The sequence below is a fragment of the Bradyrhizobium sp. 153 genome (genome assembly GCF_023073835.1).
Classification (GTDB): Bacteria; Pseudomonadota; Alphaproteobacteria; order Rhizobiales; family Xanthobacteraceae; genus Bradyrhizobium.
Genome location: NZ_JADPKH010000027.1, coordinates 46,061 through 71,479 on the forward strand (window position 1 = coordinate 46,061; position 25,419 = coordinate 71,479).

The 25,419-nt window shown below is 63.7% G+C and carries 27 protein-coding genes and 1 pseudogene; 17 read left to right on the forward strand and 11 right to left on the reverse strand.

The window, feature by feature from the left end; all coding sequences use genetic code 11:
- Positions 1-183: 183 nt before the first annotated feature.
- On the forward strand, positions 184-1,656 hold the full coding sequence (locus IVA91_RS06465; protein ID WP_247419944.1) for a protein adenylyltransferase SelO: 1,473 nt from the start codon (positions 184-186) through the stop codon (positions 1,654-1,656).
- 175 nt (positions 1,657-1,831) lie between these two features.
- Here the strand turns inward: IVA91_RS06465 and IVA91_RS06470 are convergent.
- Positions 1,832-2,363 (reverse strand): annotated as a pseudogene (locus IVA91_RS06470) (transposase).
- Positions 2,364-2,554: 191 nt separating this feature from the next.
- On the opposite strand from IVA91_RS06470, the gene IVA91_RS06475 reads away from it, so the two are divergent.
- From IVA91_RS06475 to rnd, 6 genes are all read left to right on the forward strand, one after another.
- Positions 2,555-2,767: a hypothetical protein gene (locus IVA91_RS06475; RefSeq protein ID WP_247458473.1), complete on the forward strand. Its 213-nt coding sequence runs from the start codon at positions 2,555-2,557 to the stop codon at positions 2,765-2,767.
- On the forward strand, positions 2,755-3,402 hold the full coding sequence (locus IVA91_RS06480) for a metallophosphoesterase (RefSeq protein ID WP_247458474.1): 648 nt from the start codon (positions 2,755-2,757) through the stop codon (positions 3,400-3,402). The genes IVA91_RS06475 and IVA91_RS06480 overlap by 13 nt, the downstream gene beginning before the upstream one ends.
- A 1-nt stretch (position 3,403) precedes the next feature.
- A complete protein-coding gene (locus IVA91_RS06485) occupies positions 3,404-4,354 on the forward strand; it encodes a sugar ABC transporter permease (protein ID WP_247458475.1) in 951 nt (316 codons plus the stop codon).
- Complete coding sequence (locus IVA91_RS06490; protein ID WP_247419951.1) at positions 4,351-5,220, forward strand: carbohydrate ABC transporter permease; 870 nt, start codon at positions 4,351-4,353, stop codon at positions 5,218-5,220. Before IVA91_RS06485 ends, IVA91_RS06490 begins: the two co-directional genes overlap by 4 nt.
- 11 nt (positions 5,221-5,231) lie before the next feature.
- A complete protein-coding gene (locus IVA91_RS06495; protein WP_247458476.1) occupies positions 5,232-6,566 on the forward strand; it encodes an ABC transporter substrate-binding protein in 1,335 nt (444 codons plus the stop codon).
- Positions 6,567-6,980: 414 nt separating this feature from the next.
- The gene (gene rnd, locus IVA91_RS06500) at positions 6,981-8,129 is read left to right on the forward strand and encodes a ribonuclease D (RefSeq protein ID WP_247419957.1); all 1,149 of its coding nucleotides are present in this window, start codon (positions 6,981-6,983) and stop codon (positions 8,127-8,129) included.
- A gap of 171 nt (positions 8,130-8,300) precedes the next feature.
- Here the strand turns inward: rnd and IVA91_RS06505 are convergent, their stop codons facing one another.
- The 5 genes from IVA91_RS06505 to IVA91_RS06525 form a co-directional block, all read right to left on the reverse strand.
- Positions 8,301-9,683: an aspartate aminotransferase family protein gene (locus tag IVA91_RS06505; RefSeq protein WP_247281580.1), complete on the reverse strand. Its 1,383-nt coding sequence runs from the start codon at positions 9,681-9,683 to the stop codon at positions 8,301-8,303.
- A 165-nt stretch (positions 9,684-9,848) separates the two neighbouring features.
- The gene (locus IVA91_RS06510) at positions 9,849-10,016 is read right to left on the reverse strand and encodes a hypothetical protein (RefSeq protein WP_247419960.1); all 168 of its coding nucleotides are present in this window, start codon (positions 10,014-10,016) and stop codon (positions 9,849-9,851) included.
- 32 nt (positions 10,017-10,048) lie between these two features.
- On the reverse strand, positions 10,049-10,612 hold the full coding sequence (locus tag IVA91_RS06515; protein WP_247281581.1) for an isochorismatase family protein: 564 nt from the start codon (positions 10,610-10,612) through the stop codon (positions 10,049-10,051).
- A gap of 25 nt (positions 10,613-10,637) precedes the next feature.
- Positions 10,638-11,258 carry a GNAT family N-acetyltransferase gene (locus IVA91_RS06520; RefSeq protein WP_247419964.1) on the reverse strand — a complete coding sequence of 207 codons (621 nt, stop codon included), beginning with the start codon at positions 11,256-11,258 and terminating at the stop codon, positions 10,638-10,640.
- Positions 11,245-11,850, reverse strand: coding sequence for a hypothetical protein (locus IVA91_RS06525; RefSeq protein ID WP_247281583.1), 606 nt, complete (start codon positions 11,848-11,850; stop codon positions 11,245-11,247). Before IVA91_RS06525 ends, IVA91_RS06520 begins: the two co-directional genes overlap by 14 nt.
- Before the next feature lie 77 nt (positions 11,851-11,927).
- Between IVA91_RS06525 and IVA91_RS06530 the strand changes: the two genes are divergently transcribed.
- The gene (locus tag IVA91_RS06530) at positions 11,928-12,968 is read left to right on the forward strand and encodes a LysR family transcriptional regulator (protein WP_247419967.1); all 1,041 of its coding nucleotides are present in this window, start codon (positions 11,928-11,930) and stop codon (positions 12,966-12,968) included.
- Positions 12,969-12,976: 8 nt separating this feature from the next.
- Here the strand turns inward: IVA91_RS06530 and IVA91_RS06535 are convergent, their stop codons facing one another.
- A complete protein-coding gene (locus tag IVA91_RS06535; RefSeq protein WP_247419970.1) occupies positions 12,977-14,155 on the reverse strand; it encodes an autotransporter outer membrane beta-barrel domain-containing protein in 1,179 nt (392 codons plus the stop codon).
- Between the two features lie 374 nt (positions 14,156-14,529).
- Here IVA91_RS06535 and IVA91_RS06540 point away from each other — a divergent pair, with 374 nt between their 5' ends.
- The 3 genes from IVA91_RS06540 (at position 14,530) to IVA91_RS06550 (ending at position 15,585) form a co-directional block, all read left to right on the forward strand.
- Positions 14,530-14,736, forward strand: a complete 207-nt coding sequence (locus IVA91_RS06540; protein ID WP_008551638.1) for a cold-shock protein — start codon at positions 14,530-14,532, stop codon at positions 14,734-14,736.
- A gap of 166 nt (positions 14,737-14,902) precedes the next feature.
- Positions 14,903-15,172, forward strand: coding sequence for a hypothetical protein (locus IVA91_RS06545; RefSeq protein WP_247419973.1), 270 nt, complete (start codon positions 14,903-14,905; stop codon positions 15,170-15,172).
- Positions 15,169-15,585: a type II toxin-antitoxin system VapC family toxin gene (locus IVA91_RS06550; RefSeq protein ID WP_247419976.1), complete on the forward strand. Its 417-nt coding sequence runs from the start codon at positions 15,169-15,171 to the stop codon at positions 15,583-15,585. The genes IVA91_RS06545 and IVA91_RS06550 overlap by 4 nt, the downstream gene beginning before the upstream one ends.
- Positions 15,586-16,044: 459 nt before the next feature.
- Here the strand turns inward: IVA91_RS06550 and purN are convergent, their stop codons facing one another.
- Together purN and purM are read right to left on the reverse strand one after the other, a co-directional pair.
- A complete protein-coding gene (gene purN, locus IVA91_RS06555) occupies positions 16,045-16,698 on the reverse strand; it encodes a phosphoribosylglycinamide formyltransferase (RefSeq protein ID WP_247419979.1) in 654 nt (217 codons plus the stop codon).
- Positions 16,698-17,771, reverse strand: a complete 1,074-nt coding sequence (purM, locus tag IVA91_RS06560; RefSeq protein WP_247419982.1) for a phosphoribosylformylglycinamidine cyclo-ligase — start codon at positions 17,769-17,771, stop codon at positions 16,698-16,700. Before purM ends, purN begins: the two co-directional genes overlap by 1 nt.
- Before the next feature lie 154 nt (positions 17,772-17,925).
- On the opposite strand from purM, the gene IVA91_RS06565 reads away from it, so the two are divergent.
- The 4 genes from IVA91_RS06565 to ppx all read left to right on the forward strand — a co-directional run bounded on the left by IVA91_RS06565 (position 17,926) and on the right by ppx (position 23,085).
- Positions 17,926-18,468 (forward strand): CDP-alcohol phosphatidyltransferase family protein, encoded by a 543-nt coding sequence (locus IVA91_RS06565; protein ID WP_247419985.1) that lies wholly within the window; start codon positions 17,926-17,928, stop codon positions 18,466-18,468.
- Positions 18,469-18,557: 89 nt separating this feature from the next.
- Positions 18,558-19,235: a DnaA/Hda family protein gene (locus tag IVA91_RS06570; protein ID WP_247419988.1), complete on the forward strand. Its 678-nt coding sequence runs from the start codon at positions 18,558-18,560 to the stop codon at positions 19,233-19,235.
- A gap of 139 nt (positions 19,236-19,374) precedes the next feature.
- Positions 19,375-21,567 carry an RNA degradosome polyphosphate kinase gene (locus tag IVA91_RS06575; RefSeq protein ID WP_247281685.1) on the forward strand — a complete coding sequence of 731 codons (2,193 nt, stop codon included), beginning with the start codon at positions 19,375-19,377 and terminating at the stop codon, positions 21,565-21,567.
- 15 nt (positions 21,568-21,582) lie between these two features.
- A complete protein-coding gene (gene ppx, locus IVA91_RS06580) occupies positions 21,583-23,085 on the forward strand; it encodes an exopolyphosphatase (protein WP_247458477.1) in 1,503 nt (500 codons plus the stop codon).
- A 3-nt stretch (positions 23,086-23,088) separates the two neighbouring features.
- Here ppx and IVA91_RS06585 read toward each other — a convergent pair whose 3' ends face one another.
- A complete protein-coding gene (locus IVA91_RS06585; RefSeq protein ID WP_247419994.1) occupies positions 23,089-23,949 on the reverse strand; it encodes a TerC family protein in 861 nt (286 codons plus the stop codon).
- Positions 23,950-23,993: 44 nt separating this feature from the next.
- Complete coding sequence (ndk, locus tag IVA91_RS06590) at positions 23,994-24,416, reverse strand: nucleoside-diphosphate kinase (protein WP_247458478.1); 423 nt, start codon at positions 24,414-24,416, stop codon at positions 23,994-23,996.
- 313 nt (positions 24,417-24,729) lie between these two features.
- Here ndk and IVA91_RS06595 point away from each other — a divergent pair, with 313 nt between their 5' ends.
- Complete coding sequence (locus IVA91_RS06595) at positions 24,730-24,987, forward strand: sulfur globule protein precursor (RefSeq protein WP_247419997.1); 258 nt, start codon at positions 24,730-24,732, stop codon at positions 24,985-24,987.
- Between the two features lie 232 nt (positions 24,988-25,219).
- Positions 25,220-25,393, forward strand: coding sequence for a hypothetical protein (locus IVA91_RS06600; RefSeq protein WP_247281593.1), 174 nt, complete (start codon positions 25,220-25,222; stop codon positions 25,391-25,393).
- The last annotated feature ends 26 nt before the right edge of the window (positions 25,394-25,419 follow it).

Sequence of the window (25,419 nt, forward strand, 5' to 3'; positions counted from 1 at the left end):
TCAATCTCGGAGGAAGCGAATCGAACGGCCTGTAACGGCCGGTCCGAAGTTGCGGCAGGGTTTACCCGACGAGGCCCAAAGCGGCAACCAAGGGAACGGCCTGATTCGGACCAGATGCGCCCATTTTTGGCTTATCTGGGGTCCAACCTTTGCCATCAGGCGTTCCAACCCTATCTTGAGCTCATGACGGTTCATTTCCCCTTCCAGAACTCCTATGCGGCGCTGCCGGACAGCTTCTTCGCCCGCGTCCCGCCGACCCCCGTGGCGGCGCCCCGGCTGATCAAGCTGAACCGGCCGCTGGCGGTCCAGCTCGGGCTCGACCCTGATATGCTGGAGACCCCGGAAGGCGCCGAAATCCTGGCCGGCAAGACGGTTCCCGTGGGCGCCGATCCCATCGCTATGGCCTATGCCGGCCACCAGTTCGGGCATTTCGTGCCCCAGCTCGGCGACGGCCGCGCTATCCTGCTCGGCGAGGTCATCGACAAAGACGGCATCCGCCGCGACATCCAGCTCAAGGGAAGCGGCCCAACCCCGTTCTCCCGCCGCGGCGACGGCCGTGCCGCGCTCGGGCCGGTCTTGCGCGAATACATCGTCAGCGAGGCGATGTTCGCGCTCGGCATTCCGACCACGCGCTCGCTCGCCGCGGTCGTCACCGGCGAGCATGTAATCCGCGAGACCGCCCTGCCCGGCGCGGTGCTGACGCGCGTCGCCTCCAGCCATATCCGCGTCGGCACCTTCCAGTTCTTTGCCGTCCGCCGCGACACCGAGGCCATCCGCCGGCTCGCCGACCACGTCATCACCCGTCATTACCCGGATTTGCTTCAAGCGGAGCGGCCCCATCACGCGCTGCTCGCAGCCGTCGTTGCGCGCCAGGCTGAGCTCATCGCGCGCTGGCTCCTGGTCGGCTTCATCCATGGCGTGATGAACACCGACAACACGTCCATTTCCGGCGAGACCATCGACTACGGCCCCTGCGCCTTCATGGATGCCTACAATCCCGCGCAGGTGTTTTCCTCGATCGACGAGATGGGCCGCTACGCCTACGCTAACCAGCCGCGCATTGGCTTGTGGAATCTGACCCGGCTCGCCGAATGCCTGCTGCCGCTGTTCTCAGACGAGCAGGAAAAGGCGGTCGCCGAAGCCCAGGACATTCTCGGCGCCTTCGCCGAGACGTTCAGTGCCGCCTATCAGGCCGGCCTGCGCAGGAAGATCGGCCTGTTCACGGAGCGCGACGGCGACGAGGCGCTGATCCAGGACCTGCTCGATGCCATGGCGAAGAACCAGGCGGACTTCACCCTCACCTTCCGCAAGCTCGGCGATGCCGCAGGCGACGGAGGCGCAGACGTGCGCGCGCAGTTCATGGAGCCCGCGGTGTTTGACGAATGGGCCGGACGCTGGCGCGCGCGCATCGCGCTCGAGCCGCAGAGCGCGGCCGAGCGGCAAGCCGCCATGCACGCCGTGAACCCGATGTTCATCCCGCGCAACCACCGCGTCGAAGCCGTGATCCAGGCCGCCGTCAACAACGACGATTACGCCCCGTTCGAAGAATTGGTGAAGGTGCTGGCCAGGCCCTACGAGGACCAGCCGGAGTATGAGGCTTATGCCGATCCGCCGCTGCCGGACCAGCGGGTGCTGCAGACTTTTTGTGGCACCTAACTCCCCCTGATCACCCGGACAAAGAAAGATTGTTCGTGGAGCTGAACTCGCCTGACGTAGCTGCGTAGGGTGGATTAGCCGGAGGCGTAATCCACCTCTTCTCTCAACCAGCGGAAAGTAGATTGGTGGATTACGCTTCGCTAATCCACCCTACCGGCTGCCGCTGCCGCGAGCATCACGCCCGCTCGCCGCACTCGCCCGCGATCTTGACGTCGCCGCCCCAATCCTCTGGAAACAAACCGGCGGGACATCACGGTGAAACGACGAGTACGGCCAGTCGCACACCTTCGAGACATGACCGTGCTTGATGGGATTGTAATAGCAATACTCGACATGACGCGCGTAGTCGGTCTCGTCACGGATGAGATGCTCCAGTACCGGCGTTGCCAGATGCCGCGCTCGTTCCGAGCGGCACGAAAAGCGCTCAGCGGCTCATTCGCAGGGAGTGCCTTGGCAAAACGTGTCTTGATCAACGGCCTGCGCACCGAGAAATTGGCGTCCCCCGGCGGAAGCTTCCAGATCGCGTGCAGATGATCCGGCAGGACCACAAACGCGTCGATCTCGAATGGATGGCTCTGGCGCGTTGCTGCCACGGCGCCCCGTAAGATGTTGATCTTGTCTATCAGAAGAGCCCTCCGCCGATCGAGCAGGTTCACCGTGAAGAACCAGCATCCTCCCGGGACGAATGCGCGGCGATAGTTGGACATGGATCAGCGATAGCACAACTTGAAGTGGGCTCACAGTGGTGGATTACACCTTCGGCTAATCCACCCTACCACGTCGCCACTTGTGGACGCGGGAACCGCTGTCATCAAACTGAAACACTGGCGCTCTAACCGCCTGTCAGGGCCGTCTTGCCGGAGGCGTCCATCCTCCAACAGTCCCGACACAGCGCGCCATGTCCTTCAAATTCATCCATCTCACTGACACGCATCTCGCGAATCCCGGGCAAAAGCTCTATGGCCTCGACCCGCGCGCCCGGCTGGATGCCGCGATTGTCGACATCAACAAGCATCAGTCGGACGCTGCGTTTGCTGTGGTGACCGGCGACCTCACCCATTGGGGCGAGCCGGAGTCCTACGCCAATTTCGCCGACGCATGGCTGCGCTGAAAATCCCGTACGTTGCCATGGTCGGCAATCACGACCGCCGCGACGCTTGCCTCGACCGCCTTCGGTCCGCGCCGCGCGATCAGAACGGCTTCGTGCAGGGCACGCGGACGACCGAGCACGGCCTGTTCGTCTTCCTGGACACGCTGGACGAGACCAGCCATGCCGGCGAGATGTGCGGCAAGCGCCTCGGCTGGCTCGCAAGCACGCTGGCCGCCGCGCCGGCCGACATGCCGTTCGTGGTGTTCATGCATCATCCGCCCTTCCCGGTCGGCGTACTCGCAATGGACGAGATCGCGCTGAAGCAGAGCGCCGAATTCGCCGAGGTGATCGCGCCTTACCGTTCGCGCATCCGCCACCTCTTCTTCGGCCATGTGCACCGGCCGATCTTCGGCAGCTACGGCAAGACTCCCTTCTCCACGCTGCGCGGCACCAACCACCAGGTCTGGTTCGAGCTGAATGCCAACGCGCCGCATTTGGCGAGCCACGAGCCGCCGGCCTACGGCGTGGTGCTGATCGACGATGAGAACCTGGTCGTGCACAGCCACGACTTCCTCGACCAAAGCCCACGCTTCCCTTTCGCCGCGCCAGCGGGAATCGGTGACCGCGACTATGCGCTCAACTTCCTGGCCCGGTGAGATGAGCCTCGCTGAACCCGCGGCTCTCCCGCGCGCGACCTCGGCGGCACCGCGTCTGCATGTCCTGAAACGCTTCACCGCCGGCTTCACGGCGTCGCTGCCGGCCTATCTGCTGCTGCTCCCCTCGCTGGTCTTCCTGGCGCTGTTCACCTATGGCGCGATGGGCCGCGTGCTTATCGATGCGCTCTATCAGCGCACGACGCCGAAAGAGCCCGTGCGCTTCGTCGGCCTCGACAATGTCAGCGCGGTGCTTGCCGACCCCGCCTTCACCGGCGCGGTCGTCAACAATCTCATTTACGCAGTCTGCACAGCGATCCCGAGCATCGGCCTCGCGCTCTTGTTTGCACTCGCGCTCTCGCGCACCAGCGCAGTGACCAGCGCGCTCCGCGCCGCGCTATTCCTGCCGGTGCTGATCCCGATGGTCGCAGCCTCCGCGCTGTTCCTGTTCATCTTCCTGCCCAATGTCGGCCTGCTCGATTATTACATCGGCCGGCTACTTCCGGTGCTGCCGAACTGGCTGGGCGATCCCGACATCGCGCTATCAGCGATCATGGTGATCACGATCTGGAAGAACGCCGGCTATCACATGCTGTTCTTCCTCGCGGGCCTGCAGGCGGTGCCGGAGGACGTCATGGAGGCCGCCCATCTCGACGGCGCCGGTCCGTTCCAGCGCCTGCGCTACATCATCCTGCCGGAGCTCAAGCCCACCTTCCTGTTCGTCACCGTGATCGCGACGCTGAATGCGGTGACGCAAGTCGACCACGTCTTCGTCCTGACCCAGGGTGGCCCGTCCAACTCGACCAATCTCGTGCTGTTCTACATCTATCAGCAGGCCGTCGAGCATTATGACGTCGGCAAGGCGTCGGCGGCGACGCTGCTGACGCTGGCAGCGTTGATGGGCCTCACCGCGCTTTCGTTCCGGACGCTGGCGGACCGCGAGAGCGGCCCATGAATTTGATCGACCGTCTGTTCAGGGATGCTCCGCTCGCCACCCGCCGCGAGATCACGCCAAAGCTCGGTTTCATACTGACCGTGCTGCTCGCACTGGTCTGGCTGATCCCGTTCGTCTGGATGGGCGTGGCGACCCTGCGCCCGGCCTCCGATGGCATCAACCTCATGGCCGAGCTGATGCCGAGCCTGAAGCCGACGCTCGACAACATCAGGGATGCCTGGGAGATCGGCGACTTCCCGCGCTACACCCTCAACACCACAATCATCTGCACCGGCATCCTGCTGGTGCAGTTCGTCACGATCACGCTGGCGGGCTTTGCTTTTGCGCGCCTCGCCTTCGCCGGCAAGACGCTGATCTTCTACCTGTTCCTGATGCAGCTGATGCTGGTGCCGGTGCTGCTGATCGTGCCCAATTTAAGCCTGATCGCGCAGCTCGGCCTCTACGACACGCTCACTGGCGTGATGATGCCTTTCTTTGCCTCCGCCTTCGGCACCTTCCTGATGCGACAAGCGTTCGAGGCCATTCCAACGGAGCTGGAGGATGCCGCCCTGATCGACGGCGCCGGCCTATTCCAGCGCATCCGCCACATCTACGTGCCACTGTCGCTGCCGAGCTTCTCGGCCTTCGCCATCATCTCCGTGACCAGCCACTGGAACGATTTCCTGTGGCCGCTGATGGTGATCAATTCGCCGGACAAGCGGCCGCTCACGGTCGGGCTCTCCGTCTTCACCAAGACGGCCGAGGGCACGCAGGCCTGGGGCACCATCGCCGCGGGAACCCTGATGGTGATCGCACCGCTGCTCGTCACCTTCCTGATCTTCCAGAAGCGCTTCATCAGCTCTTTCGTCACCTCAGGCATCAAATAGGAGATTTTCCGATGCTGTTCTCCCGCAGGCTCATGCTCGGCCTTGCCATTGCAGGCACATTGGCTGGCGCCCTCGCCTTTCCGGCCCTTGCCGGCGAAGGCCCGACCGAGATCGATTTGTTCTTCCCCGTCCCGGTCGACGGCAAGCTCGCCCGCGACATGGGGACCTTGATCAAGGAGTTCAACGAGACCCACCCCGAGGTCAAGGCGACCGCGGTCTACACCGGTTCCTACGACGACACGCTGATCAAGACGCGCGCGGCGATCAAGGCCGGCAAGCCGCCGTCAGCCGTGATCATGTCGGCCAACTTCCTGCTCGACATGCAGATCGAGAACGAGCTTACCAATCTCGACCCTCTGATCGCCGCCGACGGCACTACCAAGGAAAAGTTCTTGGGCCAGTTCTTCCCGGCGCTGCAGGGCAACGCGGTGATCAACCGCTCGGTCTACGGCGTGCCCTTCCACAACTCGACGCCGCTGCTCTACATCAATGCCGATCAGGCCAAGGAGGCCGGCCTCGATCCGAACAAGCCGCCGCAGACCTGGGCCGAGCTTACCGAATGGGCCAAGAAGCTCACCAAGCGCGAGGGTGACAAGGTCATGCGCTGGGGCATCGCCATTCCATGCGCCTATGATTATTGCGGCTGGATGATGGAAACGCTCACGACGTCCAACGGCGGGCGCTACTACAACGAGGAGTTTGGCGGCGAAGTTTATTACGACACGCCTTCGATGCTCGGTGCGCTCACCTGGTGGAACGACCTCATCTTTAAGCACAAGGTGCATGCGCCCGGCGCGACGCCCGGCCCGGCCGTCAGCACCTCCTTCATTTCCGGCAATGCTGCGATGATGATGCTCTCGACAGGGTCGCTGACCTATGTGCGCGACAACGCCAAGTTCAGCTACAAGGTCGCCTTCATTCCTCGCAACGTCCGCAACGCCGTGCCGATCGGCGGCGCATCGCTGATCATTCCGGCAGGGCTCGAAGCCGACAAGCAGAAGGCCGCCTGGACGCTGATCAAGTGGATGACCTCGCCCGAGAAGAGCGGTTGGTGGAGCCGCGCCACCGGCTATTTCGCGCCCAATATGGCCGCCTACAAGACGCCCGATATGGTCGACTTCCTGAACAAGAACCCGGACGCCAAGACCGCCGTCGAACAGCTCGACGTCGCAAAGCCGTGGTTTGCGACCTACAAGACTGTGCCGGTGCGCAAGAACCTCGAGGACGAGGTAATGCTGGTCCTCAACGGCAAGAAGCAGCCGAAGGACGCCCTCGCCGCCGCTCAGAGAGCCGCCGACGAGACGCTCAAGCCGTACAACGCTGAGACGTCGCTGAAACTGCCGTAAGCCCGCAACTCATCGCGCGAACAAACTTCGGCGCACCGTCATGCGGGGCGCCGAATGCGTTTCGACGGGCCCCGCCCGTTAACGCCTTGTCCACCATCCGGCCCGCCCCGCGGCCGGTAACCACGAGAATTAACAGACCCTCAATTCGTCCCGGACAAGTTTAGCAATGTTTCTGAGGGGTTTTCACCGTGGACCTGTTGGTATTCGAGTTCCTGGGACTGGCTCTGGTCGGCATGTGCGTGCTTGTGGTGGCACTGCCATGTGTCCGGAAATCCTCGCAACGGGTCCGCTACGAATAGGATTTTTGTCGGAAAAGGCGATTCCGGCCCAAATGCAAGGCTCGAATTCGCATCGAGCCCCTTGACATCACTGCACTTTCGGCAGAACGGCTGATGGTCTCGTCATGGGCCGTTCATGGATTTGATTACCACCACCGCTGACCTTGCGGCTGCCTGCAGCCGGCTGGCCAAGCACCCCGTCATCACCGTCGATACCGAGTTCCTGCGCGAAACCACCTATTACCCGCTGTTGTGCGTGGTGCAGATGGCGAGCGCCGAGGAAGCTGTCGTCATCGACGCCCTGGCCGAGGGCATCGACCTCAAGCCGTTCTTCGAGCTGATGGGCAACGAGGCCGTGCTGAAGGTCTTCCACGCCGCTCGCCAGGACATCGAGATCATCTGGCACCAGGCCGGCATCATTCCCCACCCGGTGTTCGACACCCAGGTCGCGGCCATGGTGCTCGGCTATGGCGACAGCATTGCCTACGACCAGCTTGTCGAGAAGGTCACCGGGCACCGCCCGGACAAGACCCACCGCTTCACCGACTGGTCACGCCGGCCGCTCTCCAAGGAGCAGATGCACTACGCGGTCTCCGACGTCACCCACTTGCGCGACGTGTTCGCGGCGCTCGATGCCGACCTGAAGAAGCGCCGCCGCAGCGAATGGGTCTCCATCGAGATGGAGGTTTTGACCTCGCCCAGAACCTACGACTTCCACCCCGAGCGCGCCTGGGAGCGGCTGAAGACCCGGGTGCGCAAGCCGAAGGACCTCGCCGTGCTGATGGAGGTGGCGGCCTGGCGCGAGCAGGAGGCGCAGAGCCGCGACGTGCCGCGCGGCCGCGTGCTGCGCGATGAAGCGGTCAGCGACATCGCAACGCATGCGCCGACTACGCTTGAGAAGCTCGCCCATCTGCGCTCGGTGCCGAAGGGGTTTGAGAAATCCAAATGGGGCGCGGACATCGTCGCCGCCGTCGAGCGCGGACTGGCGCGGGATTTCTCGGCGCTGCCGAAGCTGGAGAAGCCGCGCAACAATTCCAATGGAGCGGCCATCGTCGAATTGTTGAAGGTGCTGCTGCGCATGACCGCGGAGCGCCATGCCGTCGCCAGCAAGGTGATCGCCACCGTCGACGATCTCGAAGAGATCGCAGCCAGTGACGAGGCCGACGTGCCGGCTTTGCGTGGCTGGCGCCGCGAGCTGTTCGGCGATGCCGCGCTGAAACTGAAGCGGGGCGAGCTGGCGCTCGCAATCGAAAAAGGCCGCGTGATCGGGGTGCAGCGGGCGTAGGCCCGCGAAGGCCTGTGGCTGGCGCTCTGCCAGCCGCGTCGTCAGTGCGAGCCAACGGGTCCGCGCGAAGCGCGGCCCGATGACAGGCTCCGCGAAGCAATCCAGAATCTTTCGTTGGAGGCAGGCTAGATTGCTTCGTCGCTTCGCTCCTCGCAATAATGAGGAGAGATTTTACGCCGGTGTCAGCTTCGCAACTTCCCCCTTCATGTCCTCCAGCACACCCGAGATCGCCGCGATCAGTTCGTCGATCTGCGCCCTGGTGGCGATCAGCGGCGGGCAGATGGCGATGGCATCGAGCATGTTGCGGGAGATAACGCCGCGCTCCTGCAGCATGCGGCTGGCGATGCCGCCGACGGCGCCCGGCGTAGCGGCTGCGGTCTTGCGCCCCTTGTCGAGCACGAGCTCGAGGGCGGCAATCATGCCGACGCCGCGGACCTCGCCGACCAGCGGACCGCTGGCGAGCTCGCGCAGCTTGCCCTGCATGTAGCCGCCGAGTTCGGCAGCATGCGCGACCAGGCCGCGCTCCTCGATGATCTTCAAATTCTCAAGCGCAATCGCCGAGCCGACGGGATGACCGCCCGCGGTGAAGCCGTGGCCGAGCACGCCGATCTTGTTGCTCTCGTCGGCGATTGGCTCGAACATGCGGTCGTTCAGCAGGATCGCCGACAGCGGGAAATAGCTCGAAGTGATCTGCTTGGACACCACGATCGCATCCGGCTTGATGCCGTAGGTCTCGCAGCCGAACATCTTGCCGGTGCGGCCAAATCCGCAGATCACCTCGTCGGCGACCAGCAGGATGTCGTACTTCTTCAAGACCTTCTGGATCTTGTCCCAATAGGTCGCCGGCGGAACGATGACGCCGCCCGCACCCATCACCGGCTCGCCGAAGAAAGCCGCGATCGTATCCGGGCCCTCCTTCTGGATCAGCGCGTCCAGTTCCTCGGCCCGGCGCGTCGCGAACGCCTCCTCGCTCTCGCCGGGTGCGCCGTCCTTGTAGAAATGCGGCGAGCCCGTGTGCAGGATGTTCGGCAGCGGCAGGTCGAACGAGCGGTGATTGTTGGGCAGGCCCGTGAGGCTGGCCGAGGCGATAGTGACGCCGTGATAGGCGCGCAGGCGGCTGATCACCTTCTTGCGCTGCGGCTGGCCCAGCGCGTTGGAGCGGTAGGCAATCAGCTTCAGCACCGTGTCATTGGCTTCCGAGCCGGAATTGGTGAAGAACACCTTGCTCATCGGCACCGGCGCGAGCGCGACCAGCTTCTCGGCGAGGTCGATCGAGGGCCCGTGCGATTTGGCCGAGAAGGTGTGATAGAACGGCAGCGCCTGCATCTGCTTGTGCGCGGCGTCGACCAGACGCTTCTCATTGAAGCCCAGCCCGACGCTCCACAGGCCGGCCATCGCCTCGAAATAGCGCTTGCCCGCGGCATCGAACACGTAGGGACCCTCGCCGCGCTCGATCACGAGAGGACCGGCCTGCTGATGGGTGCGCGCGTTGGTGTAGGGATGGAGCTGGTAGGCCACATCCCGGGCCTCTTGCGAATTCGGCAGCATGGACATTTGCAGGGATCCCTAAAGTCGTGACACCGCCGGCACAGCCAGCGTCATCACTTGATGATCAAGTTACTTGGCTATTTCGATGAGACAAAGCTTGCAACGCCAATTCGTCGGCAGCAAGCGCTCAGCAGCGTTGCACAAAGCCGCATATCGGGATTGGACGGCTTTTTAGGCCGCGTCGTCGTCATCCCCGTCTTCAGCGGCGGCGGCCTCCCTCACCTCGACGAGCGCCATCGAGAGCAGATAGACCGTCGTGGGCAAGCCGACGCGGCGCGCCGTTTCGACGGCACGCGACAAATCGCTTGCCAGCTCCTTGAGGTGTTCTCCCCGGGACAATGTCTCAACCCCACCCCGTCGATCGCGGCCGCCTACACCGCAACGGCGCCGCTGGTTCTGATCAGTTCGGCGCTGGAATGGATCGTAGCAAAATTCCCGATGACATTCACTACTGCACGCTTGTAGGCGGCGGCATCGCCCGTGCCCGGCTGCCGGCAGGCCACGGCGTCAGTGATCACCTCGTAACGATGGCTGCGGTGAAACCCGTCCACGGCGGTGGCCAGGATGGTCTCGTCCAGGGAAAAGCCGGCCAACACGCAGCGCACATTGTGGATATTGGACATGTAGTCCACAAACCGCGACGAGCTGTAGGCCGAGGGCAGCGGATGCTCGAACGTCATTTCTCCCGGACGCGGCTTCGCCTCCGCGATCCAATCGGTCAGCCTGGATGCCGGATTGAACCAGGCCGCCTGCGCGATGCGCTTCAAATGCATCACCGGCCAGAGATTGCTGCGCCACAGCGTCAGCAGTTCCAGGCAGCGTGCGGTGGCGGCATCGCCGCCGAGGATGACGTGGCGGCGCCCAGGGGTCAGATATTCGACCTGCAGGTCCGCGCAGACCAGGATCGGAGGATCATCGTGGATGGAAACCGGCATTGTCTTGCGCGCAGTTGCACCTAGCTCAGTGATCGGCGGCCGCGAGGTGCCGCAGTGGCGAGGTCACCGCCCGCCCCGCCGAGGCGTCGAGCACGCCCGGCCGGTCCCAATCGCCTTCGGGCCGGATGATCACATAGGGATCGCTGTCCAGCGTGATGGCGTCCGGGCCGGGCTCGATCTCAAGCAGCATCTCGGTGTAGGAGAAATCGGAAAAAGTGATCTTGCGATTGTGGCCGAGCGGCTTGGCGCCGAAATGGGCCCAGAAATCCACCAGGCGGTCCTGCGCCTGGCCGTAAATCTTGCGGAAGCCCTTGCGCTTCACATAGTCGACACTCGCCTGCACCAGCTTGAACGAGACGCGCGAGCGCCGGTACTGGTGACGCACCGCAAGCCGCTCCACCTTGGCGAAGTCGCCGAAGAAGCGCACGCGCAGGCAGCCCGCGGGCTCGTTACCGACGAAGCCGATGAAATGCGCGGCGACCATGTCGTTGCCGTCGAACTCCTCCTCGAACGGACAATTCTGCTCGGCGAGATAGACCGCGGAACGGATCGCGGTGACCAGCATGAGATCGCTGGGATCGCGCGCAAGGCGAATGGTAACGGCGCGGGAGTCGGGCTTGGCGAGAGGAATTCTAGTACCGTGCATCTGCAAAACTCCTTGCTTGGATGATTGCACCCGGCATCGGCCGGCGATGCCAGGGGCGCTCGTAGCACCAGAGGTCGGGTTGGAAGCTCGGAACGGGCGCAAAGCCGGTCGCCCTCATGATATCGCGTCCGGCCACGGTTGACGGCTGCGCATAGCAATCGGCGCCGCGAAACCTTAGCTGTCGCAGATGAGCCGCGGCCTTGCCGAGACCGGCGATGCCGCGCCCCGTCGCCGCGATCGCCCAGATGTAGATGGCCGCAACGTCGTCCTTCGCTGAAGCGAGATGGCGCGTCTCCGGCGCAGTCAGGCAGATCTCGTCGAGCAGCAGCGCATCGTGCCCGCGATCATTGAGGAACAGGAAGGCCATGCCGCCGAGCAGAAGTCCCTTCCGGCTGAAAGTCAGGATGCTCTGAGGATCGAACGTGAGATATTTCGAAAGCTCCGCCGCCTCGATCCGCACACCCGGCACCAGCCGATGCGCCATCTCCGAAAGCGCCGCGATTTCGGAAGATTGCGCACAACGGACATCGACGTCCGGGCTCAGCGGCAGCGCATCGAAATCATGCCGTGCGTCAAACGAGCCCCTTTCCATACCGATATCGCCTCTCTATCGTTTGCCGCTTTCGTACCCCGCTATGAGGACGAGCTTAGCGGTTGGGGACCAACAGTATGCAGCAGTTATTGCACCGGGGTGCTGCGATGATGCAGCACCGTGAAGAAGCCCTGGGTGCGTCCTGGGACGATTTGAAGCTGTTTTTAGCGTGCGCAAAATATAAAAGTTTTCGCAATGCAGCCGAAGAGCTCGGGCTCACCTCCACCACCTTGATGCGCAGGATCGACCGGCTCGAAGAGAGCATCGGCTGCAAGCTGTTCCTGCGCGACCAGAGCGGGCTCACGCTCAGCGATGAAGGCACCGCGATGATCGCCGACGTCGCGCATATGGAGCGTCACGCCTTCAACGTCTTCCGTCGCGCCTCGCGTTCGTCGAACGACACTGCCGGCACCGTGCGCGTCGCGGTGACGGAGGGGCCCGGCAATTTCTGGATTTTGCCGCGGCTGATCGATTTCCAGAAGACTTATCGCAAGATCACCGTCGATCTGCGCTGTGCGATGGAGCAGGCCGACGTCGCTCGCTTGGAATCCGACATCGCGATCCAGCTCGAGCCACCCACCAATCCGGATCTGATCGTCGCCAAGCTGGGCCGGCTGCACATCTATCCGTTCGTCTCCAAGGAGTACGAGAGCCTTTACGGCGTCCCGGCAACGCTCGCCGAACTCAACAACCACCGCATCATCAAGCAGAGCGCGCCGCAAGTCGACGACGGCGCTTATGCCCGCGTGCTCGGGCTGACGTCGCTGGAGGGCATCGTCGGCATCAAGATCAATTCCTCGGTCGGTGCGCTCTATGCCGTCGAACGCGGCGCCGGCATCGGCTTCCTGCCGACGGTTTCGATCGCGCTTGGTGCGCCGCTCGTTGCCGTCGATCTCGGCGTCAGCCACCACGCCGATCTCTGGCTCACCTATCACAAGGAGTTCCGCACCTCCGAGCGGCACAAGATTGTGGTCGACTGGCTGAAGAAGATCTTCGATCCTAGGACCTATCCCTGCTTCCGCGACGAGTTCATCCATCCGAACGCGCTGGTGCCGATGATGACGGCCGCGCGCGAGGGATTTGGGCTGACGGGCTATGTCGCGGCAACACCCGCATAAACTTCAGCTCACCATTTGTATTCGAAGCCGACCGTGCCCTGGTGCGACGTGAGCTCGTTGCGGAGCTTGCCCTCGTAATTGACGTAGAGCCGCGCGACGCTGGTCAGGCTGAGCGAGGCCGAGGCGCCGGCATCCATGCCGTAGCGGCTCTCGCCGATGCCGGGAACGACGATGCTCTGGGTGCCCAGGCTGACCTGGATCGATCCGAGGTCCTGGTGGAAATTGTCGACGAACTTGCCGTAGGCGGACAGGTCTAGGATCTTCTGGTCGATGACGAAATAGCGGCCGATCTCGGCCCCGATCATGATGCGCGCACGCGACAGCGCTGTTGCGCCGACGTTGAGCGGATCAAGGCCGCCGACCTCCTGGAACGCCGCGCTGGTACCGCGCACATATTCGACCGCGCCCTTCGGCACGATGCGCATCTGGTCCTTGGTCCAGTAATAGCTGATCTCGGTCAGCGCGCCGTCGACCGCGGCGCTGTAGCCCGCCCGCGCAAGCCCAAGGCCGGTATCACGGCTGGAACGGACCTTGCCAAAGCCGTGCACCACCGCAAAGGCCCAGGTCCATGGCCCCTTGTCGACGGAGCCATTGAAGCCGATTTGGGTGAGGTCGAGTGTCGCGGACTGGAGCGCCAAGGGCACGTCGACGTCGGTGTGGCTCTGGTCGACCGAAAAGCCGATACTGACACCCGGCGCGAGACGTGCGCCGATGCCGGCGACGCCGCCAAAGGTCTTGCGCTTGTCGCCGACGAAGTCTCCTTGCGCATCGGTGCGGACCGAGATGCCGTAGCCCTCGAACCAGGTGCGGTAGCGCGGATCTTCGGTGCTCGCCGATGCGCCGCCACCGCCGGGATTGGTCCGCAACGCCCGGTTAAAGCCGCTCGATGCCTGGTTGCCGAGGCGCTCCAGGAAACCTGAGCCGAGATTGAGCGTGCTGTTGCCGGCCGACTGGTCATAATTGGCCGAGGTCGGCATCGGGACCGGGGTCGGCGACGGCGTGGGTGTCGGGGTCGGGGTCGGCGTCGGCGTGGGACTTTGCGCGAGGACGGCCGTAGCCGCCGACATCGTCACGATGAGCTCAAACGCCATAAGGGTGAAGGTCGTGGCGATCGCTGCCGCGACCCGGCGGACGCGGTTCAGCCCGATCGTCTGCCGTGTCCCTGGTGGCTGCGCAGTGCAGCGCATGACGACAAAACCCGAAGCAAATGGCGGCGCGCAAAAATGCAACATGAGCGGCACACCCATGAGCTGATTTGCGCCGAACTGTTACGGAGGGTCAACCACGGGACGCCTCCAGATAAGGGGGATTGCTCCTGATTGTGGTTCCCCGGCCACAGGTCGAAATTGGGCCCGGGCACATCCGGGGCGATCTTGAAATTCGTGCTCTGCTTGCTAACGCACGGTTTTCATGTTGCAATATTGGCCACAACGGAATTGGCCGCTGGCTGTGCGTTTCGCGACATTGACTCAAGACTCGACAGACTTTCGGAAGGCCGTTTGTGGCGTGGCACGCGAAAAAGCGGCCGCGTCTTTTTTCTATCTAGTGGAGGAGACTAGCGATGCCACAAAAGGGCACCGTCAAATGGTTCAACCCAACCAAGGGCTATGGGTTCATCAAGCCGAACGGCGGCGACAAGGACGTGTTCGTCCACATCTCCGCCGTCGAGCGCGCCGGACTCTCGACCCTCAACGAGAACCAGGTGGTTGAATACGACCTCGTGGAGAACCGCGGCAAATCATCCGCGGAGAACCTCAAGGTCTCCTGATGCCTCTCACGACACGCGAGAGATCATGACGTTGCCCCCGGCTCTGCCGGGGGATTTTGTTTGGCACTCTGCTCATTCCCTTGGACACTCCAGCATGTCCGGTTATATTACCGGAAAATTCTAAGGGTGAGCCGTGGCAACCAGATCCCAGCGCAAGGCAACTCGGATGCATCGGCGCCGCGCTGCGGCGCGGGGGCTGGTACGGGTCGAAGTCCAAGCCGCCAAGAAGGATGCGGGCCTCATCCGCGCATTGGCCGAAACCCTGCGCGACAGACCGGAGCGAGCCGCGGCACTTCGATCAACACTTGCTAGCGCCCTCCAAAGTCCGGACGTCAAGACAGCCTTCGACGTCTTCGGCTCCGAGCTTGCTGACGAAGTCTTCGACGGCGTGTTTGATCAGCCGCGACGCGATGGCTGGCGCAAGGTTGATTTATGAGATACCTCCTCGACACCAATGTCATTTCCGAAATACGCAAGCGCGAGCGAGCGCACCCCAACGTCGTTCGTTGGGTTAGTCAGACCCCGGCGGAGGATATCGGAACCAGTGTCTTGGTTCTCGCCGAAATTCGCCGGGGTATCGAGCTGAAAAGGCGGAATGATCCTCTCCAGGCGAAATCTCTCGACAGATGGTTTTCGCAAATGAGGACTCGACTTGCTGATCGGGTTCTTGCCATTGACGAGACAATCGCCGAGACTTGGGCTCTCCTTGGAATTCCGAACCCGCTGCCGCTCATTGATAGTCTGCTCGCCGCCACGGCCAAGGTCCACGGCCTGACACTGGTGACGCGCAACACTGCTGATATTGAGTCCACCGGCGTAGCTCTGCTCGATCCGTTTGCAGCGTGCTGATGGAGAGGTCGATGATCCAACGATCAGAGTATTTCTCTGTCGCTAACGACACCAAATGGCGAGAACTGCGAATAGCGATGCTCGATCTGGATCAAGCCGATCAGCCCGATTTTCGCTGCAAGGACCTGGAAAACGGCGTCCTGGGCGCTCGGGACGGCGAATGGTATTACCACCGGCTGCAAGGCGGCTGGGAATGGAATGGGTTGACCTGTTCCTACAGACGACACGGCAGCGCGAACTGTCCGCGCAATCCTGACACGTATCCGATTTGCAGGAGAGGAGACGGCCGAAGGTTTCCGCATTTTCGGATATGTGCGCAACGGCGAGCCGGCAAGCTATATCGAATAGCTGCGCAGCCCTAAAGCGCGACGAGATCAGGATGAATCGGCATCGCGCTTTAGGTTGTTGTTTGAGCATGATCTTTTCGGAAAACCGCTTCGCACGCTTCCGGATCATGCTTTAGCCTACCACCGGCGCAATCAGAAAATTCTCCGACGCCGCGCTGCCCACCGTCCTGCACACATCACCCTCGATCCGGACCTTGCCGGTCGCGAGCAGCCGCAGCGCCTCGGGATAAATGCGGTGCTCGACTTCGAGGATGCGCTCGGACAGCGTATCCACCGTGTCGTGATCGCTGACGGGGACGGCGCCCTGCATCACGATCGGGCCTGCGTCGGTCTCTGGAATGACAAAGTGCACCGTCGCACCGGATAGCTTGACGCCGGCACGCAGGGCCTGGCCGTGCGGATCGAGACCGGGGAAGGACGGCAGCAGCGACGGATGGATGTTGAGCATCCGCCCGTACCAGGCCTTGGTGAAATCCGCCGTGAACAGGCGCATGAAGCCGCCCAGGCAAATCAGCTCGATGCCGTGCCGGTCGAGCGCGGCTTGCAATACTTTCTCGAAGCCGGCGCGATCCTTGCCGAACGGCTTGCTCTCGATCACCTCGGTCGTGATGCCGCTTGCCCTGGCCCGTTCCAGCCCCGGCGCACCGGTCTTGTTCGAGATCACCAGCGAAATCTCCGCCGGAAAATCCGCCGAGCTTGCTGCCTTGATCAGCGCGGTCATGTTGGAGCCGCGGCCGGAGATCAGGATGGCGACGCGGCGCTTCATCACAGCGCCAGGTCGAGATGGCCGTTATAGACGACGCGGTGCTCGCCCTCGGCGGGAATCACGGTGCCGAGCTGCGCCACGGTCTCGCCGGCATCGTTGAAGACCTCAACCACCTGCTCGACCTTGTCAGGCTCGACGATCGCAATCATGCCGATACCGCAATTGAAGGTGCGCAGCATTTCGAGCTCGGCGATGCCAGCCTGCGCGGCCAGCCATTTGAACACCGGCAGCACCGGCAGGCGTGCGAGGTCAATGCCGACGCCGAGGTTCTTCGGCAGCACGCGCGGAATGTTGTCGGTGAAACCACCGCCGGTGATGTGGGCCAGCCCCTTCACCGCGCCGGTCTCGCGGATCGCACGCAGGCAGGATTTGACGTAGAGCCGCGTCGGCGTCAGCAGCGCGCCGCCGAGCGTCATGACCGGCGCGAACGGCGCCTGCGCCTGAAAGCCGAGACCGGATTGTTCCACGATCTTGCGCACCAGCGAGAAGCCGTTGGAATGCACGCCCGACGACGCGAGCCCGATCACGGCGTCGCCCGCCGCGATGTCCGGGCGCGGCAGCAGCGTACCGCGTTCGGCGGCGCCCACTGCAAATCCGCCGAGGTCGTAATCGCCGTCTTTGTAGAGGCCGGGCATCTCGGCCGTTTCGCCGCCGATTAAGGCGCAGCCGGATTCGCGGCAGCCCTCCGCAACACCCGCGACGATCGCGGCGGTGGCCTCCGGATCGAGCTTGCCGCAGGCGAAATAGTCCAGGAAGAACAGCGGCTCGGCGCCCTGGACCACGAGGTCGTTGACGCTCATCGCGACAAGATCGATCCCGATGCCGCCATGCAGGCCGGTCTCGATCGCGATTTTGACCTTGGTGCCGACGCCATCGGTGGCGGCGACCAGGACGGGGTCCTTGAAACCGGCCGCCTTGAGGTCGAACAGGCCGCCGAAACCGCCGATCTCGGCGTCGGCGCCGGGCCGCGCGGTGGCGCGCACCATCGGCTTAATCAGGTCGACGAGGCGGTTGCCCGCGTCGATATCGACGCCTGAATCGGCGTAAGTGAGGCCGTTTTTGCGGTCGGTCATGCCCGATTTCCAGTGGGTTTGCGGCTGGTTACGTCGAATTCCGGGGACACGCAATGGCAAGCGTGGCGCCCCGCCTTATAGTATGTAGATATCAACCGGTTCAGCCTCCCAAGGGGCCGGATCCGAGGTCAGGCCGGGTGCCGGGAAGCGCCGCGTGAGTATTCCGAATATCATTACCCTGGGCCGCATCATGCTGGTCCCGATCATCGTCTGGGCCATCGTGTCGAGCCAAATGGAGGTGGCGTTCGCGGTCTTCTTGATCGCCGGTATCAGCGACGCCGTGGACGGCTTCCTGGCCAAGCGGTTCAACATGGCGAGTGAGCTCGGCGCCCTGCTCGATCCGCTCGCGGACAAGGCGCTGCTGGTCTCGATCTACATGGCGCTGGGCATCTGGGGGGCGATTCCGCGCTGGATCGTCATCCTGGTGGTCTCGCGCGACATCATGATCGTCGCCGCCGTGATCGTATCCTGGCTGTTCGACCGGCCGGTCGAGATGAAGCCGTCAAAGGTGTCCAAGCTCAATACTGTGGCACAAGTGGCATTCGCGGCGCTGGTGCTGGCGGCGCTTGCCTTCGGCTTCAAGCCGGCACCCTATGATATGATCCTGATGGGCCTCGTCACGGTGTTCACGCTCTCCTCGGTGTCGCTCTATCTCGTCGAGTGGCTGCGGCACATGAGCACGATCGAGGCCAAATGAGTGGATGTGGCCCCGCAAAAGGCCAACTCCCGCTCGAAAGTCGAATCTTTTCAAACGAGGCCGGGACGCCGGCATGGAGCAAGGCAAGCGTGGCAGGCCGCGTTCATCCCCGACAATTGGCGTTTTCGCTTCCGCATGCGGAAAGCCTCAGCCGGGACAATTTCCTCGAGGGCCCCGCCAACGCGGCCGGTCTCGGCCTGATCGACGCCTGGCCGGAATGGCCGAACCGGATCATGTGGCTGACCGGCCCCGAAGGCAGCGGCAAGAGCCATCTCGCCGCGATCTGGGCCGAGGTATCAGGCGCCCGCTCGACCACGGCCAATGCGCTGGCCGCCGCCGCGGTCCCGGGCGCGCTCGCGACCGGAGCGCTGGTCGTCGAAGATCTCAAGGCGAAAGAGTTTGACGAGCGCGCCCTCTTCCACCTGATGAACCTCGCCCGCGAGGATGGCGCCTACGTCCTCTTCACCGGGCGCGAGCTACCCGCATCGCTCGAGATCGAGCTTCGCGACCTACGCTCGCGTCTGCGCGCCGTGCCGGTGGTCGCGTTGCGGTCGCCGGACGACCAGCTTTTCCGCGGCCTGATCGTCAAATTCTGCGCTGACCGCCAGCTCACGGTGGATGAGAGCATCGTCAGCTACCTCGCTACCCGGCTGGAGCGATCCTCGGCCGCCGCCCGGCAGGCGGTAGAATTGCTCGACAGCGAGGCCCTGCGGCTTGGCCGCCCCGTCACCCGGGCGCTGGCGGCCGAGCTGCTTCGGGACGTCTGACCAGTTCGCTGGCACCAGCCGCTTGACGCGGCGGAGCGGCGGAACATCAATGTCATCGAAACGTCATCGCTCTAACACATGCTCCCACCGATTTTGCGCGTAAGTCGCAATTGGGGTGAACTGGATGGATCGACTTCTCATGGACTCTGCGCAAGCTGTTGAAATCAAAGAAAAAGCCCCGGAAACGGAGAGCCTGCCGGCGATCGCTTCGAGCCCCGAACGGTTCATCAACCGCGAGCTGTCCTGGCTGCATTTCAACCGCCGTGTCCTGGAAGAATCGGTCAATCCCAGCCATCCCATGCTGGAGCGGGTGCGATTCCTGTCGATCTCGGCAAACAATCTCGACGAGTTCTTCATGGTCCGCGTCGCCGGCATCAAGGCCCAGGTGCGCGAGGGCATTGCCGAGCGCAGCCCGGACGGCCTGACCCCGTCGGAGCAGCTTGCCTTGATCAATCGTACCGTCTCCCAACTTGCCTCCGACCAGCAGGCGATCTGGCGCGACCTGCGCGGCACGCTCGCCGAGGTCGGCATCGTCCTGGTCGACGGCAAGGACGTCACCAAGCCGGAACGGACCTGGATCGAGGACTACTTCCTCAATAACGTGTTCCCGCTGCTGACTCCCCTCGCAATCGATCCGGCCCACCCCTTCCCGTTCATTCCTAGCCTCGGCTTCACCATCGCGCTCCAGCTCACGCGCGCTGCCGACGGCAAGCAGATGAACGCCCTGATCCGCATGCCCGGCAAGATCGACCGCTTCATCCGCCTGCCGGCCGAAGGCAAGGCCGTCCGGCTGATTTCGCTGGAGCAGGCAACCGCCCTGTTCATCAACCGTCTCTTCCCCGGCTATAATCTGCATGGCCAGGGCGCTTTCCGCATCATCCGCGACTCCGAGCTCGAAATCGAGGAAGAGGCCGAAGACCTCGTTCGCCTGTTCGAGACCGCGCTGAAGCGGCGCCGCCGCGGGTCGGTGATCCGGCTCGAGATCGACGCCAAGATGCCGGAGCAGCTGCGCAGCTTCGTGCAGCATGCGCTGTCGACGGCTGACGACGAGGTGTTTCTCGTCGACGGCGTGCTCGCCATGAACGAGCTTTCGCAGCTCACTCGTCTCGACCGTCCCGACCTCGAATTCACCCCTTACGTGCCTCGCCATCCCGAGCGCGTGCGCGAGCATGCCGGCGACGTCTTCGCTGCGATCCGGCAGAAGGATCTCATCGTCCATCACCCCTACGAATCCTTCGACGTGGTGGTGCAGTTTCTGCAGCAGGCCGCGCGCGACCCAGATGTAGTCGCGATCAAGCAGACGCTCTACCGCACCTCCAACAACTCGCCGATCGTGCGTGCGCTCGCCGAAGCCGCCGAGGCCGGCAAGTCGGTCACGGCGCTGATCGAGCTGAAGGCGCGCTTCGACGAAGAGGCCAACATCCGCTGGGCGCGCGACCTCGAGCGCGCCGGCGTGCAGGTCGTCTACGGCTTTCTCGAACTGAAGACGCACGCAAAGCTCTCGATGGTGGTGCGCCGCGAGGGCGGCAGCCTCACAACTTACGTGCATACCGGCACCGGCAATTATCACTCGGTGACCGCGCGCATCTACACCGACCTCTCCTACTTCACGTCGGACCCGACCATCGGCCGCGACGCGGCTCGCGTATTCAATTTCATCACCGGCTATGCCGCGCCGAGCGATCTGGAGAAGATGGCGGTGTCGCCATTGACCTTGCGCAAGCGCATCATCGAGCACATCCAGGGCGAGACCGCGCATGCACGGCACGGCCGGCACGGCGCGGTCTGGATGAAGATGAACGCGCTGGTCGACCCCGACATCATCGACGCGCTCTATGAGGCCTCGCAGGCCGGCGTCCAGGTCGAGCTCGTGGTGCGCGGCATCTGCTGTCTCAGGCCCGGGATCCCCGGTCTGTCGGAGAACATCCGTGTCAAGTCGATCATCGGACGTTTCCTGGAACACGGCCGAATCTACTGCTTCGGCATGGGCCAAGGCCTGCCGAGCGCAAAAGCGGCTGTGTATATCTCCTCGGCCGATATGATGCCGCGCAACCTCGACCGCCGCGTCGAGGTGCTGTGTCCGCTGCAAAATCCCACGGTGCATCAGCAGGTTCTCGAACAGATCATGGTCGCGAACCTGAAGGACAATGAGCAGAGCTGGCAATTGTTGCCGGACGGGTCCTCAACGCGTATGAAAGCCGCGAAGGGCGAGGAGCCTTTCAACGTCCACAACTACTTCATGACGAATCCGAGTCTGTCTGGCCGTGGAAAGTCGCTCAAGGAATCCTCGCCGCGCCGTCTCACGCGGCGTAATGAACGTCATCAATCCTGATCCCGGATTCTCAACGTGAAGCAGCCGCGCAAGCGCGGCTCGAGCGTCGCGGTCATCGACATAGGTTCGAACTCGGTCCGCCTCGTCGTCTACGAGGCGCTGGCGCGCAGCCTCATTCCGATCTTCAACGAGAAGACGCTGTGCGGCCTCGGGCGCGAAGTGCAGAGCACGGGCCTGCTCGCGCCCGACGCCGTCGACAAGGCGCTGACCTCGCTGAAGCGGTTCCGCGCCCTGTGCCGCGTGATGCAGGTCGGACGCGTGTTCGCGATTGCGACTGCCGCCTGCCGCGACGCCTCCAACGGTCCCGACTTCATCGCGAAGGCCGAGCGCATCTGCGCCGTGAAGATCGAGATCCTGTCGGGGCCGCGCGAAGCGCGGCTGTCGGCGCTCGGCGTGATCTCCGGCATCCATCATCCCGACGGCATCGTCGGCGATCTCGGCGGCGGCTCGCTCGAGCTGATCGACGTGCGCAGGAATAGCGTGCGCAGCGGCGTGACGCTGCCGCTCGGTGGCCTCGCGCTCCAGGACCTCGCACACAAATCGCTCAAGCGCGCCGACCGCATCGTGCGCGAGGCGCTCGACGAGGTGCCGCAGCTCGCCGCGGGTCGCGGCCGCACTTTCTACGCGGTCGGCGGCACCTGGCGTGCGCTCGCGCGTATTCACATCATCCAGAGCGGCTATCCGCTCCAGGTGATGCACGGCTATTCGATTTCGGCGGCCGAGGCGCTCGACTTCTCGCGGCGTCTGCGCCGGCTTGCGGCCGCCGACATGCTGGCCGATATCGAGATCGTTGCTGATGCACGCCGCCCCCTCCTCACCTACGCCGCCCTGGTGCTCGAGCACATCATCCGCGTGGCGAAGCCGAAAACCATCGTGTTCTCGACCTTCGGCGTGCGCGAGGGTTTGTTGCACGAGAAGCTCTCGGACTCCGAACGCAACAAGGACGGGCTGATCTGCGCCGCAGAGGAGCTCAACCAGCTGCTGTCGCGCTCGGCGAAGCATGCCCGCGAGCTGATCGCCTGGACCGACCGCCTTGCGCGCGTCGTGAAGCTGCGCGAGACCGAAGAGGACCGCCGCCTGCGCCACACCGCGTGCCTGCTCTCCGACATCGGCTGGCGCGTGCACCCCGATCATCGCGGCGAGCAGACGCTGAGCCTCGTCGTCAATGGTAATTTCGGCGCGATCACCCACACCGAGCGCGCCTTCGTCGGCTTGTCGGTTTTCTATCGCTATGCGGGCCTGAGCGAGGAAAACCAGCCGCCGCTCACCATGCAGAGCCTGCTGACGCCGGCGCAGCTCGAGCGCGCCCGCCTCCTGGGAGCAGCGTTCCGCGTCGCGCACCTGATTTCGGGGGCGCGGCCGGGCGTGCTACCCGCCACGCATTTCCGCAGCCAGAGCCGCAAGCTGATGCTGGTGTTCGAACACCGCCTCGGCGATCTCGTCGCCGACCGCGTCGGCAGCCGCTTCCGCCAGCTCGCCCGCCTGATTGGCCGCGCCGGCTCGATCGTCCGTCGCTGAAAACTATTCGACCGAGGCCTTGGCGTGGCGCTCCGAGGATTCGAGCGCGGCCGCGCCCAGGCTACGCCGACGCCAGATGGTGCCGACGACCAGCACGACGACGACGCCGAGAAGCGCGCAAAGATATTCGCCGCCTCCGCCGCCATGGGTGAATTGCGGCGGGATGCGAAGTGCGCCGAGCATGCTGTCCAGCGAGGCGCCGAGCGGGCCGTCGAACAGCGTGTGCAGCTTCGGCGCGACGCCGGGATCGGTCGCGATCACTTCTCCCGAGATCCAGCCGAGCAGCGCAGCACCAGCCCAAACCAGGACCGGCAGCTTTGCGAGCAGCGCCATGATCAGCGCGGCACCTGCGACGATCAGCGGCACGCTGATGGCGAGGCCGAGGATCAGCAGCGGCACGCTGCCGTTGGCTGCGGCAGCGACCGCAATGACGTTGTCCAGGCTCATGACGATGTCGGCGACCACGACGATCTGAATGGCCTGCAACAGATGCGAGGCCGACTCGACGTCATCCTCGTCCTCGTTTTCCGGCACCAAGAGCTTTGCCGCGATTACGATCAGCGCAAGGCCGCCGACGAGCTTGAGATACGGCAGCTCCATCAGCGTCGCGACGATGCCGGTGAAGATGATCCGCAGCATCACCGCCGCGCCGGCACCGAAGATCATGCCCCACAGCCGATGCCGCGGGCTGAGGCCGCGGCAAGCGAGCGCGATCACCAGCGCGTTGTCGCCGGAAAGCAGGATATTGATCCAGATGATCTTGCCAACCGCGATCCAGAAGGTCGGCGCAGCCATTTCGTTGCGGAACTGGGTGAAGAATGCCCCGATCGTAGCGGGATCGAAGATCTGCCAGAGCCAGTCCACAATGAGTCCTTTCGCCCGTCGTACCTAACCTATCGGCTGATAGATCAGCCGACGATCTCGTTGCCAGAGAAGAACTGCGCGATCTCGATCGCGGCCGTCTCCGGCGCATCCGAGCCGTGCACCGAATTCTCGCCAATCGACTTGGCGTAGAGCTTGCGGACGGTGCCCTCGGCAGCCTTGGCCGGATCGGTCGCGCCCATCACCTCGCGGTATTTGGCGATCGCGCCCTCGCCTTCCAGCACCTGCACCACGACCGGGCCCGAGGTCATGAAGTCGACGAGCTCACCGAAAAACGGGCGCGCCTTGTGCACGGCATAGAAGGTCTCGGCCTGCTCCTTGGTCATGCGGATACGCTTCTGTGCGACGATGCGCAGGCCCGCCCTTTCGATCACGGCGTTGACCGCGCCGGTCAGGTTACGCTCGGTCGCGTCGGGCTTGATGATCGAGAAAGTGCGTTCGATGGCCATAAATCTTGTCCTCGGGGAGAATGCGGGGGTTCGCAGTTGCGGGGCTTATATCGGCGCCATTGCCGGACGGCAAGCGACCGCCGAAACAGCCGCATAGGCGCTTCGCCGCAGGCCTCGCAGCCCGCGATTCAACATGGATTACACCGATTTCACTCAGATGAACCGAATCTGAAACCCGCATCAGGGTTCGGTTCAGCTTCGCGGGCGTAAGGTCGGGGCTATCGAAACCGAAGCCTGACCATGAGGCAGAGCGTTTCGGCGGCCTTTCCATCGGCGCGATAGCCCCGCGCCGGCAGTTGTTGAGGAGATCACCATGTTGAGGAAACTTTCGCTTGCCGCCGTTGCCGCGGTCGCGCTCGGTGCCGCGCTGGCGCCGACCTCCGCTTCCGCCCACTGGCATGGCGGCTGGCACGGTGGAGGCTGGCACGGCGGCGGCTGGCACCGCGGCTGGGGCGGACCGCGTTTCTATGTCGGCGGTCCCGTCTCCTACGGTTATGGCGGCTGCTACGTGCGCCGGCTGGTCCCGACCCCCTGGGGACCCCGCTGGCGGCTGATCAACCGCTGCTACTGAGCCCGACAGCACCTTCCGCAAGCACCTTCCTGAACAAAGGGGTTACCTATGCCCCCAAGGTAACCCTTCAGGAGAGGCCCCGGCGTCCGCGCCGGGGCCTTTTATTTGGGCGGACATGGCTGGCATAATACAATTTTTACGAGAATCCCGGGGATTCCCCGCAAGCAGCGAAACCATTTTGGGCGCAATGACTTGGTACCGTGTCCTTACTCTGAGAACACGGAGCCGCGCGATGGCTGGCCTTTTTGCCAATGACAGCGAACAGATCGACCGGCGCACCAGCCGCTCGATTCGCGATGCCGTGGGCGAACGGCTTCAGCAGAGTCTGCGCCCCGATCCCCGCCTCCCGACGCACCTCGAGAAGTTGCTCAACGAATTGAGGCAGCGCGAGCGCGAATCGCACTGATGGGAGCATGATCGGGAAAGGTGTGA